The sequence below is a fragment of the Actinophytocola sp. KF-1 genome (genome assembly GCF_054661535.1).
This window is the reverse complement of record NZ_BAAFVK010000009.1, coordinates 156,780-168,379: the sequence shown is the minus strand read 5'-3', so window position 1 is coordinate 168,379 and position 11,600 is coordinate 156,780. Positions and strand designations below refer to the sequence as shown.

The window sequence follows — 11,600 nt, the reverse complement described above, 5'->3', positions numbered from 1 at the left end:
CCGTGACGGTTCCGTTACACGACCTCGTCGGCCGCCGCGGGAGCCGCTCCCGCGGGGTGGTCATCGCGCCCCCAGCAGCACCGCGACGGCCACCAGCACCGGCACCGACAGGACCGTCGACAGCAGCACCACGTCCCGCGCCAGGCGGGTGCCGCGGTCGTAGGCGGTCGCGTACACGAACACGTTCTGCGCGGTCGGCAGCGCCGACGTGATCACCACCGCCATCAGCGCCGTGCCCTCCAGCCCCGCCACCCACCGCCCCAGCACGTACGCCAGCACCGGTTGCGTGACCGTCTTCAACACCACCGCCAGCCACACCGGCCCGGCGCCGTCGCCCGTCGCCGGGCGGGGCGCGCCGTGCAGGCTCATGCCGTACGCCAGCAGCGCCGCGGGCACGGCGAGCGCCGCAAGCAGTTCGATCGGCTGCCACACCAGCGGCGGCAGCCGCACGCCGAGCGCCGCCACCAGCAGGCCCAGCGCGCAGCCGATCACCACCGGCGTGCGCAGGGGCTGGGTCAGCAGCCGCAGCCGGGACGGGGACGCCGCCCGCGAGCCCGCGAGCACCGTGAGCCCGACCGGTGCCAGCACCAGCACCTGGAACAGCAGGACCGGGGCCACGTACGAGGCGTCACCGAGGACGTGGACCGCGATCGGCACACCCAGGTTGCCCGCGTTCACGTAGGACGACGCGAGGCCGCCGGTGGCCAGCTCGGCCGGCCTGCTGCGCCACCGCTGGCGTGCGATCAGCGCGTACAGGAGCCCGCACAGCACGGCGCTGCCCGCGGTCGCGACCAGCGCGGGCGAGACCAGCACCCCCGCGTCGGCCTCGGCGAGCGTGATCAGCAGCAGCGCGGGCGTGGCGACGAAGTACGACAGCCGCGACAGCACCTCGGACGCGCCGTCGCCGAGCACCCGCACCCGCCCGGCGAGCCAGCCGACCGCGATGACCGCCACCAGGGCCCCGAAGCCGGCGAGGACGGAACTCACGCCTTGACGGTCACCTTGTCCACGGTCCACGCGCGGGCCTGCTCGCTCAGCGTGATGCCCAGCCCCGGCCTGCCCGACAGGTGCATGCGGCCCCCGCTGATCTCGAGGCGCTCGTTGAACAACGGGTACAGCCAGTCGAAGTGCTCCACCCACGGCTCGGCCGGGTACGCGGCGGCCAGGTGCACGTGGATCTCCATCGCGAAGTGCGGCGCCAGGCCCACGCGGGCGTGGTCGGCCAGCGTCGCGAGCTTGAGGAACTGGGTGATGCCGCCGATGCGCGGCGCGTCCGGCTGCAGGATGTCGGCCGCGCGGTGGCGCAGCAGCTCGTCGTGCTCTGCCACGCTCGTCAGCATCTCACCCGTCGCCACGGCCGTCGTGAGCGCGCGGGCCAGTTCGGCGTGGCCCTCCGCGTCGTAGGCGTCGAGGGGCTCCTCGATCCACACCAGGTCGAACTCCTCGAGCGCCGTGCTCACGCGCATGGCCGTGGGCCGGTCCCACTGCTGGTTCGCGTCCACCATCAGCGGCACGTCCGGGCCGATGTGCTCGCGGACCGCGGCGACGCGCCGCAGGTCCGCGCGCCAGTCCGGCTGCCCGACCTTGATCTTGATGCCGCCGACGCCCGACGCGAGCGTGCGGGTCGCGTTGTCCTTGACCTGCTCGATCGTCTCGTGGAGGAAGCCGCCGGAGGTGTTGTAGCAGCGCACCGAGTCGCGGTGGGCGCCTAGCAGCTTCGCGAGCGGCAGGCCCGCGCGCTTGGCCTTCAGGTCCCACAGCGCCACGTCGATCGCGGCCAGCGCCTGCGTCGACGCACCGCTGCGGCCCACCGACGCGCCGGCCCACACGAGCTTCGTCCACAACCTGCCGATGTCGCTCGGGTCCTCGCCGAGCAGGTCCGGCGCCACCTCGCGGGCGTGCGCGAACTGGGCCGGGCCGCCCGCGCGCTTCGAGTAGCTGAACCCGACGCCCTGGTGGCCCTCCTCCGTGCCGATCTCGGCGACGAGGAACGCGACCTCGGTCATCGGCCGCTGCCTGCCGGTCAGCACCTTCGCGTCGCTGATGCCGGTCGGCAGGGGCAGGGTGACCGAGGAGAGCGTCACCGAGGAGATCCGGTCGAGAACAGCGGCGGGGGTCATGCCAACTATGCAATAACGTCGCGTGATGCCTGTCCAACGCTTGTTGCGCATGGCTCGATACCTGAACGGCATCGATGCAGGAAAGGTATAGGACCATGCCTCAAGGGTTTTGGACACGCATCGACACCGAAAATTACGCTCCCCGAATCCGGTGTCCCGAGTCGGGCTTCTCGAAGGAGAGAACATGAAGACCAGCGTCGGCAGGGTGGCGGTGACCGGTGTCGGGCTGGCGCTCGCGCTCACCGCCTGCGGCGGCAACCTCGGCGGTGGTTCCGGGGACGGCTCGGCGTACCCCGGCGGCGACCCGGTGACCATCTACGTCGGCCAGGACCCCGGCGGCAGCACCGACCTCATCGCGCGTGCGCTCGCCGACACGGTCGCCGACGACCTCGGCGTGGCCGTCACCGTCGAGAACAAGCCCGGCGCGAACGGTGCGCTCGCGGCCAAGGAGCTGGCGGGCAGGAAGGCCGACGGCCACACGCTCATGATCTACAACGGCAGCCTCGCCTACATCACGCCGCTCGCCGTCGGCGAGGGCGAGGCCCCGGACATCGCCGACTACGAGATCGTCACCGGCATCTCCCAGGACGACTACGTGCTGGTCACCGCGCCGTCCTCCGGCATGAGGACGGTCGAGGACCTCAAGGGCAAGACCATCAAGTACGGCACCACCGGCGTCGGCACCGGCAGCCAGCTGGCGCAGGCGCTGCTGTTCGCGCAGGCCGGCATCACGGCCACCGCCGTGCCCTTCGACGGCGGCTCCCCGACGCTGACCGCGGTGCTCGGCGGCCAGGTCGACGTCGGCGCGATCCAGCTCGGCGAGGCGGTCGAGCAGATCGAGGCCGGTGCGCTGACGCCGATCGTCACGTTCGCGGAGCAGCGCCCGGCGTACCTGCCCGACACCCCGACCGCGGTCGAGGAGGGCTACGACGTGCCGGTGCAGCAGTCCCGTGCCGTGTTCGCGCCGAAGGGCACTCCGAAGGAGGTGCTCGACCGGCTGAACGACGCGTTCACGAAGGCGTTCGGCACCGACGCGTACAAGAAGTTCAACCAGGACAACCAGCTGACGCCGAACGAGGTCGGTGGCGACGAGTTGCGCGGGCAGTGGACCGGCAACCTCGACAAGTACACGGCGGTGGTCGAGGAGCACGGCATCGACCTCGGCGCCGAGCAGTGACCGGGCGGGACACCCACGGGCACCCGCTCGACGAGGCGATCCACGAGGTCGAGGAGATCGAGCACGAGAACCGGCCGCCCGCGGCCGGCGTGCTCGGCAACGCCGTGACCGCCCTCGTGGTCACCGGTCTGGGCGTCGCCGCCCTGATCGGGTCGCTGGCCATGGGCGCGGGCTCCGCGAGCAGGCCGGGGCCCGGCACGTGGCCGCTGCTCGTGAGCGCCGTGCTCACCGTGCTCGGGCTCGTCCTGCTCGCCACCGTCCGCCGGAGCCACGACGCGGAGCGGTTCACCCCGGCCGCGTGGCTCGTGCTGGCCGGCCTCGCGACGATGGTCGTGTTCGTCGCGGTCATCGAGGTGATCGGGTTCGAGATCCCGGCCGCGCTGCTGTGCTTCGTGTGGCTGCGGTTCCTCGGCCGGGAGAGCCTGCGCGCCGCCATCCTCACGTCGCTCGGCGTGGTGGTCGCGTTCTACCTCGTGTTCGTGGCCGCGCTGGCCGTGCCGATCCCGCACCTGTTCTAGGAGCACGATGGACCTGTCCCCGGTGATCGACGGCTTCGGCGTCGTCCTCGAGCCGGCGAACCTGCTCCACTGCCTCATCGGCGTCGTCATCGGCATGCTGATCGGCGTGCTGCCCGGCCTCGGCCCGGCCGCCACCATCGCGATCCTGCTGCCGGTCACGTTCGGCATCGAGCCGGTGACCGCGATCATCATGCTGGCCGGCATCTTCTACGGCGCCCAGTACGGCGGCACGATCACCTCCGTCCTCTTGCGACTGCCCGGTGAGGCGTCGTCCGTGGTGACCGTGTTCGACGGCCACGAACTGGCGCGCCAGGGGAGAGCGGGCACCGCGCTGGGCATCGCCGCCATCGGCTCGTTCGTCGGCGGCACCGTGTCGATCATCGCCTTGTCGCTGCTCGCGCCCGTGGTCGCCGGGTTCGCGCTGGACTTCGGGCCGCCCGAGTACACCGCGCTCGCGCTGCTGGGCATCCTGCTGGTCTCGACGGTCAGCAGCGGGCACCGGGTCAAGGCGCTCGTCGCCGCGTGCGTCGGCCTGCTGCTCGCCACCGTCGGCCGCGACGGGTTCACCTCGGCCGAGCGGTTCACGTTCGACAACCTCTCGCTGGCCGACGGGATCGACTTCGTCCCGATCGCGATGGGCCTGTTCGGGCTCGGCGAGATCCTCTACAACCTGGAGGAACGCCACCGCGCCGCGCAGGCACCCGCCAAGGTCGCCAACGCGTGGCCGTCCAGGAAGGACCTCGCGCAGTCCTCCGGTGCCATCGGCCGCGGCTCGGTGATCGGGTTCGTCCTCGGCATCCTCCCCGGCGGTGGCGCCGTGCTGTCCTCGCTCGCCGCGTACGCGCTGGAGAAGCGCCGCGCCAAGGACCCGTCCCGGTTCGGCAAGGGCGCGGTCGAGGGCGTCGCCGCGCCGGAGACCGCGAACAACGCGGCCGCCACGTCGTCGTTCATCCCGCTGCTGACGCTCGGCATCCCGGCCAACGCCACCATGGCGGTCATCTTCGGCGCGCTGCTGATCCAGGGCGTGAGCCCCGGCCCGCAGCTCGTGTCGCAGGAGCCGGAGCTGTTCTGGGGCGTCGTCAACTCCATGTACCTCGGCAACATCCTGTTGCTGATCATGAGCATCCCGCTGGTCGGGCTGTTCGTGCGGATCCTCAAGGTCCGCGCGACCGTGCTCGCCCCGATCACCGTGCTGATCACGCTGGTCGGCGTGTACACGGTCGGCAACGACGTGTTCGACATCGTGCTGGTGATCGTGTTCGGCGCGGTCGGCTACCTGATGAAGAAGCTCGGCTTCGACCCCGGGCCGCTGGTGCTCGCGTTCGTGCTCGGCTCGCTGCTGGAGGACTCGCTGCGCCGTTCACTGCTGATCTTCGACGGCGACGCGACCGGGTTCTTCACCCGGCCCATCGCCGGCACGCTCCTGGCCGCGTTCGTGGTCGTCGCCGTGCTGCCGGTCGTGCGACGGGCGTGGCGCCGCGGTGCGGAGAAGGTCCCCTCAGCGTGACAGGAGCTGCTTGAGCGGCAGCGACTCGTCCCGCAGCTCGTCGGCCGTCACGTGGTGCGGCAGGTGCAGCGCGCGGCGGACGGCGAGCACGTCACCCGGCCGCCCCAGCGAGATCACGCCGTCGATGCGGCCGTCGGTGAGCGAGAACGCCGAGAACACGCCCTCCTCGACCGACCCGCGCAGCACCAGGTCGTCCAGGTCGCGCACGTGGCCGACGGACTGCAGCTTGTGCTCGTAGTGGTCGGACCAGAACCAGTGCGGGTCGGTGTGCGGCTTCCGCTCGCCCGTCAGGTTCGCGGCGACGACCTGCCCCTGCCGCAGCGCGTTGTCGTGGTGCTCGACCCGGACCCGCCTGCCGTGGTGGAGCTGGGCGGCCACGTCGCCGAGCGCCCACACGTCCGGCGCCGAGGTGCGGCCGTACTCGTCGACGTGGATGCCGTTGCCGGTCGCGATGCCCGCCTCGGCGGCCAGCTCGACGTTCGGCAGCGCGCCGACGCCGACCAGCACGAGGTCCGCCTCGACGCGGTCGCCGAGGTTCGAGTCGAGGACCAGCCCGCCTGCCGTCGGCGTGCACGACTCGACGTACTCGCCGGTCCGCACGACCACGCCGCGGGACCGGTGGATGTCCAGCACCGCCGTGCCGATCTTCACGCCGAGCACACGGGCCAGCGGGGCCGGCTCCGGCTCGAAGATCGTGACCTGCTTGCCGAGCGCGACCGCGGACGCCGCCACCTCGCAGCCGACGAACCCGGCCCCGAGCACGACGACCCGCTCGGCCGCGGCCAGCTCGGCCCGCAGCGCGCGGGCGTCGGCCGCGGTGCGCAGGTAGTGGACCCGGTCGCCGTCGAACCCGGCGAGCCTGCGTGCCCGCATGCCGGTCGCGAGGACCAGCGCGTCGTAGCCGAGGTCGTCCCCGGTGCCGAGCCGGACCGTGCGGGCACCGGTGTCGATGGCGGTCGCCCTCGTCGACAGCCGCAGCTCCACGTCGTTCTCGGCGTACCACTCGGGCTTGCGTGCGGGCACCACGTCGCCGCCCGTGAGGACGTCCTTCGACAGCGGCGGCCGCTCGTAGGGCGCGTCCGGCTCGTCGGACACGAGCACGATCTCGCCGTCGAACCCGCGCCTGCGCAGCGCGGCGGCGGTCGCCGCGGCCGCCACCCCACCGCCGACGAGCACATATCGCATGACCGGAACCTCCCTCTCCCACCGGACAGGATGACGACCCGCACTGGACTCCCGCACGATATTCGGTCGCCGCGCGGCTGACCGTGCGGCAGCATGGGGCATCGGCGTGATTCCGGGGGAACTCTGTGGGAAGGGTCGCCGTGTCCGATCGCAAGACCGCGGTGCTGCTCGCGCTGCGCTGCTACGGGCGGGAGCTGGGCCGCCGAAAACGACTCGCGATCCCCGCGCTGCTGCTGCCCGCGCTGGGGAACACGTGCGTGCTGTACGTGGCGCCACTGGTCGTCGCGGACCTGGCCGGGAAGATCGCGGACGGCGCGCCGGTGACGGTCGCCACCGTGCTGCCGTCGGTGCTCGCGTTCGCCGCCGCGCTGCTCGCCACCGAGGTGTTCTGGCGCGTGGGCATCCACTGTCTCAACAGGACGGACGGGCGCGGGATCGAGAACCTGTACGTGCTCGGCATGAACGAGCTGCTCGCGAAGGACGCCGCGTTCTTCCACGACAACTTCGCGGGCTCGCTCACCAAGCGGGTGCTGAGCTTCGCGTCGCGGTTCGAGGAGTTCGTCGACACGATGGCGTTCTCGGTGATCGCGACGCTCGTGCCGCTGGGGTTCGCGTCGGTGGTGCTGTGGCGCTACCACCCCGTGCTGGTGTTGGTGCTGGTGCTGCTGATCGTGGTGACCGGGTGCGTGATCGCGCCGCTGGTGCGCCGCAGGCAGGCGCTCGTCGACCAGCGGGAGGCCGCGATCGCGCGGGTGGCCGGGCACGTGGCGGACAGCCTCACGAACATGGCGACCGTGCGCGCGTTCGCGGCGGAGGAGCGGGAGGCGGCCGAGCACCGCAGCCGGGTCGCCGAGCAGCGGCGGCTCGCCATCCGGTCGTGGGACTACGCGAACCTGCGGATCGACACGGTGGTCGCGCCGCTGTCGGTGCTCACCAACGTGGCCGGCCTCGTGCTGGCGATCACCCTGTCCGGCGGCGGGCTCGGCGTCGAGGCGATCATCGTGACGTTCTCGTACTTCAGCAGCGCCACGCGGATCATGTTCGAGTTCAACCAGATCTACCGGCGGATCGAGAGCTCGCTGACCGAGGCGGCGCAGTTCACCGAGCTGCTGCTCGAACCGCCGACCGTGGTGGACCCGCCGTCACCCGAGCCGCTGCGGCCCGGGCCCGCGGACATCCGGTTCGCGGACGTGCGGTTCGCCCACAAGGGCGCGCCGGTGCTGTTCGACGGGCTGGACCTGGCGGTGCCCGCCGGCACGAAGGTCGGGCTCGTCGGCCGGTCGGGTGGCGGCAAGAGCACGCTCACGCAACTGCTGCTGCGCATGATGGACGTCCAGGGCGGCACCATCTCCGTCGGCGGCCAGGACATCGCGCGGCTGCGGCAGGCGGACCTGCGGAGCCTGATCGCGTACGTGCCGCAGGAACCGGCGATGTTCCACCGCACGCTGCGGGAGAACATCGCGTTCGCCCGCCCGTCGGCGACCGACGCGGAGATCATGGCGGCGGCGCGGGCCGCGCACGTGACCGAGTTCGCGGAGACGCTGCCGTCGGGCTTCGAGACCCTGGTCGGCGAGCGGGGCGTGAAGCTGTCCGGCGGTCAGCGCCAGCGCGTGGCACTGGCGCGGGCGATCCTGCGGGACGCGCCGATCCTGCTGCTGGACGAGGCGACGAGCGCGCTGGACTCGGAGAGCGAGGTGCTGATCCAGCAGGCGCTGTGGCGGATCATGGAGGGCCGGACCGGGCTCGTGGTCGCGCACCGGCTGAGCACGGTGGCCAGGATGGACCGGCTGATCGTGATGGACCGCGGGCGGATCCTGGAACAGGGCAGCCACGAGGAACTGCTGGCCGCGGACGGCGTGTACGCGCGCCTGTGGGCACACCAGTCGGGCGGCTTCCTGGACGCGGCCGACGACGCCGAGGCCCCGGTCTCGGCCATGACCGGTGATCGGCGGCCCTAGGATGTCGGCCGTGCCCGACATCGAGTTCTCCACGCCGCCGACGCTGCCCCAGCCCAACGGGTACAGCCACGTGGTCAGCATCGGACCGGGCAGCAGGCTCGTCTGGACGTCCGGTCAGGTGCCCATCGCCGCGGACGGCACCGCCGCGCCCGCCGGGGACTGGGCGGCCCAGACACGCCAGGCGATGCGCAACGTCGGCGCTGCCCTCGCCGCCGCGGGCGCCACGTGGGCGGACGTCGTCAAGCTCACCTTCTACGTCGTCGACACCTCGGACCTGGCGGCGGTGCGGGCGGTGCGGGACGAGTTCGTCGACGTCGACCGCCCGCCGACCAGCTCGCTCGTCCAGGTGGCGGGCCTGTTCCGGCCGGACCTGCTGATCGAGGTCGAGGCGGTGGCCGCGATCGCCGACCGGTGACCGTCCGTCAGGGCTCCTTGCGGGCGCGGCTCGGGGCGACGCGTGGCGGTTCGTTCGGCATCTTCGGGTAGACCGGGGGCCACGGGGCGTCCATGAGACCCGCGGCCATGTCGCGTTCGGACATCGCCAGGAGCGGGTCCAGCGACTGCGGTGTCATGGCCGACCACGGGTCGCCGTGTTCCGCCACCCGGGCGGGCACGGTCGCCATCGTCAGCTCGCGCGGCTCGATCGCCGTCAGCTCGTCCCACGTGAACGGCGCCGACACCTGCGCGTGCGGGTTGGCGCGCACCGACCACGCGCCGAACACCGTCTTGTGCGGGGCGTTCTGGTTGAAGTCGATGAACACGCGGCTGCCGCGTTCCTCCTTCCACCACGCGGCGGTCATCAGGTCGGGGCGGCGGCGTTCCAGCTCACGGGCCACCGCGACGGCCGCGGCCCGCACCTGGTAGCCGTCCCAGCGCGGTTCGAGGCGGACGTAGACGTGGATGCCGCGGTTGCCGGTGGTCTTCGGGTGGCTCGCGACGCCTGCCTCGTCGAGCAGCGCCTTCGTCTCCGCCGCGGCCTCCCGGATCATCGGGAACGTGACGCCGGGGCTCGGGTCGAGGTCGATGCGCAGCTCGTCCGCGTGCTCGGGGTCGGCGGCGGTGTTCGGCCACACGTGGAACCCGAGGCAGCCCATGTTCACCGCCCACAGGACGTGGGCGAGGTCGACCGCCACGAGCGCGTCGGAGACCGTGCCGTTCGGTGTGGACACGCGGGTGGTCGTGAGCCACGGGTCGGCCTTCGTCGGGGTCACCCGCTTCTGGAAGAACGACGAGCTGCCGACCCCGTTCGGGAACCGCTGCAGCATGACCGGCCGCCCGCCCATGGCCGCCATCAGCGGTTCGGCCACCGCCAGGTAGTACCGGGCGAGGTCGAGCTTCGTCTCCCCGCGCTCCGGGAAGAACACCTTGCCCGGGTTGGTGATCCGCACGTCGTGGCCCGCGACCGCCAGGACCTCGACGTCACCGCCTGCCACGGCTCACCCTCCGCAGCGGGTTGGCGTCGACCAGGTCGTCGGGCGCGGACAGCCGCCACGCCTCGTAGACCAGCTCGGTCAGCTCGTCCCCGTCGATGCCCTGCAGGTACACCACCACCCAGCCGAACCCGCCCGCCGTGAACTGCACCTCGAACACGTCCGGCCGCTCCGCGACCAGCGCCTCCTGCTCCGACAGCGTCTGCTTCAGCCCGACCGTCTTCGTGCGCGGCCAGTAGTAGCCGAACCGCTTGCCGCGCACGCTGAAGGACGTGTAGTCGCGGGCCTGCGCCCGCTCGACGTCGGCGAGCCGGTCCACCATCCGCAGGAACTGACTGTCTGGAACTGCCACGGGGACATTCTGGCGCACACCCCCGACAAAAAGGTGCCGCCGAGCGAGCGCGCCCGATCTCCTCCCACGGCTCGGGGTGCCGCCGGGTTGCACCGGTGGTGAGAATGACTGTGAGGTGACCCACCTCCGGGTAAGGACGCCCCGGTCGTCCGCGCTGAGAGGGGTAGGGCCAGAGAAAGGGAAGGTGACCGATGACGACCGAACGCGCCATTCTCGCCGGTGGGTGCTTCTGGGGCATGGAGGACCTGTTCCGGCAGCAGCCCGGGGTGGTCGCCACCCGCGTGGGCTACACCGGCGGCGAGGTCCTCAACCCGACCTACCGCAACCACCGGGGCCACGCGGAGGCCATCGAGGTGGTCTACGACCCGGAGAAGACGACCTACCGTGCGCTGCTGGAGTTCTTCTTCCAGATGCACGACCCGACCACCAAGAACCGCCAGGGCAACGACATCGGCGACAGCTACCGCTCGGCGATCTTCTACCTGGACGACGAGCAGAAACGCGTCGCGGAGGCGACGATCGCGGAGGTCGACGCGTCCGGCAAGTGGCCGGGCAAGGTCGTGACCGAGGTGACGGCGGCCGACACCTTCTGGGACGCCGAGGAGGAGCACCAGGACTACCTGGTCAAGCACCCGGGTGGCTACACCTGCCACTACGTGCGCCCGGACTGGACACTGTCGGAGAACGCCACGGCGTGACTCGCGGGTTTCGGCGGGCCGGGCGCTGCGCGCCCGGCCCGCCGCCGTGCGGGGCTGACTCGGCCGGGACCTAGCGCCGACCGGAGAGCAGGACATCCGGGCCGGCGCGAAGCGCCCGGCCCGGCGAAGCGGGCAAGGCCCACGCCGCGAGAGGCGCGTTGCCAGCACTCAACGCCGCGAACGTGCCTTCTGCGGCACACCCCAATGCCACGAACGCGCCACCCGTCGCGGGGAAGCCGGGCGCTGCGCGCCCAGCCCGCGAAGCGGGCAAGCTGACGCCGCGAAAGGTGCGTTGCTAGCACCGGCGATGCCGCGATAGGTGCGTTACCGGCGCTCAATGCCGCGAACGCGCCTTTCGCAGTACCCGCCGATGCCGCGAACGCGCCTTTCACGGCCCAATCGCCACCCGGGAAGCCGGGCGCTGCGCGCCCGGCCCGCGAAGCGGGCAAGCTGACGCCGCGAAAGGTGCGTTGCCAGCACCAGTGATGCCGCGATAGGTGCGTTACCGGCGCTCAATGCCGCGAACGCGCCTTTCGCAGTACCCGCCGATGCCGCGAACGCGCCTTTCACGGCCCAATCGCCACCCGGGAAGCCGGGCGCTGCGCGCCCGGCCCGCGAAGCGGGCAAGCTGACGCCGCGAAAGGTGCGTTGCTAG

Annotated in this window: 11 protein-coding genes; 6 read left to right on the top strand and 5 right to left on the bottom strand. The window is 71.9% G+C overall.

Annotated features, from left to right (window positions below):
- Positions 1–60: 60 nt before the first annotated feature.
- Positions 61–987, bottom strand: a complete 927-nt coding sequence (locus ACYQ77_RS26970; protein WP_459716095.1) for an AEC family transporter — start codon at positions 985–987, stop codon at positions 61–63.
- Positions 984–2,120 (bottom strand): L-talarate/galactarate dehydratase, encoded by a 1,137-nt coding sequence (locus tag ACYQ77_RS26965; protein ID WP_459716094.1) that lies wholly within the window; start codon positions 2,118–2,120, stop codon positions 984–986. Before ACYQ77_RS26965 ends, ACYQ77_RS26970 begins: the two co-directional genes overlap by 4 nt.
- Before the next feature lie 184 nt (positions 2,121–2,304).
- Here ACYQ77_RS26965 and ACYQ77_RS26960 point away from each other — a divergent pair, with 184 nt between their 5' ends.
- The 3 genes from ACYQ77_RS26960 to ACYQ77_RS26950 are packed head-to-tail and all read left to right on the top strand — an operon-like array spanning position 2,305 to position 5,322.
- Positions 2,305–3,297, top strand: coding sequence for a Bug family tripartite tricarboxylate transporter substrate binding protein (locus ACYQ77_RS26960; RefSeq protein WP_459716092.1), 993 nt, complete (start codon positions 2,305–2,307; stop codon positions 3,295–3,297).
- Entirely contained in the window at positions 3,294–3,815 is a 522-nt protein-coding gene (locus tag ACYQ77_RS26955; RefSeq protein WP_459716090.1) for a tripartite tricarboxylate transporter TctB family protein, read from the top strand. Before ACYQ77_RS26960 ends, ACYQ77_RS26955 begins: the two co-directional genes overlap by 4 nt.
- A 7-nt stretch (positions 3,816–3,822) precedes the next feature.
- Positions 3,823–5,322, top strand: a complete 1,500-nt coding sequence (locus tag ACYQ77_RS26950; protein WP_459716088.1) for a tripartite tricarboxylate transporter permease — start codon at positions 3,823–3,825, stop codon at positions 5,320–5,322.
- Here ACYQ77_RS26950 and ACYQ77_RS26945 read toward each other — a convergent pair.
- Positions 5,314–6,507, bottom strand: a complete 1,194-nt coding sequence (locus tag ACYQ77_RS26945) for an NAD(P)/FAD-dependent oxidoreductase (protein WP_459716086.1) — start codon at positions 6,505–6,507, stop codon at positions 5,314–5,316. The two genes, ACYQ77_RS26950 and ACYQ77_RS26945, sit on opposite strands and share 9 nt — an antisense overlap.
- A gap of 140 nt (positions 6,508–6,647) precedes the next feature.
- Between ACYQ77_RS26945 and ACYQ77_RS26940 the strand changes: the two genes are divergently transcribed.
- Both ACYQ77_RS26940 and ACYQ77_RS26935 read left to right on the top strand, forming a co-directional pair.
- On the top strand, positions 6,648–8,465 hold the full coding sequence (locus ACYQ77_RS26940) for an ABC transporter ATP-binding protein (RefSeq protein ID WP_459716084.1): 1,818 nt from the start codon (positions 6,648–6,650) through the stop codon (positions 8,463–8,465).
- A 10-nt stretch (positions 8,466–8,475) separates the two neighbouring features.
- Positions 8,476–8,880: a RidA family protein gene (locus tag ACYQ77_RS26935; RefSeq protein ID WP_459716082.1), complete on the top strand. Its 405-nt coding sequence runs from the start codon at positions 8,476–8,478 to the stop codon at positions 8,878–8,880.
- Positions 8,881–8,887: 7 nt separating this feature from the next.
- On the opposite strand, the gene ligD is transcribed toward ACYQ77_RS26935, so the two are convergent.
- Positions 8,888–9,898 carry a non-homologous end-joining DNA ligase gene (ligD, locus tag ACYQ77_RS26930; RefSeq protein ID WP_459716080.1) on the bottom strand — a complete coding sequence of 337 codons (1,011 nt, stop codon included), beginning with the start codon at positions 9,896–9,898 and terminating at the stop codon, positions 8,888–8,890.
- Positions 9,885–10,217 carry an MmcQ/YjbR family DNA-binding protein gene (locus tag ACYQ77_RS26925; protein WP_459716458.1) on the bottom strand — a complete coding sequence of 111 codons (333 nt, stop codon included), beginning with the start codon at positions 10,215–10,217 and terminating at the stop codon, positions 9,885–9,887. The genes ligD and ACYQ77_RS26925 overlap by 14 nt, the downstream gene beginning before the upstream one ends.
- 221 nt (positions 10,218–10,438) lie before the next feature.
- Between ACYQ77_RS26925 and msrA the strand changes: the two genes are divergently transcribed.
- Positions 10,439–10,945, top strand: a complete 507-nt coding sequence (gene msrA, locus ACYQ77_RS26920; protein ID WP_459716079.1) for a peptide-methionine (S)-S-oxide reductase MsrA — start codon at positions 10,439–10,441, stop codon at positions 10,943–10,945.
- The last annotated feature ends 655 nt before the right edge of the window (positions 10,946–11,600 follow it).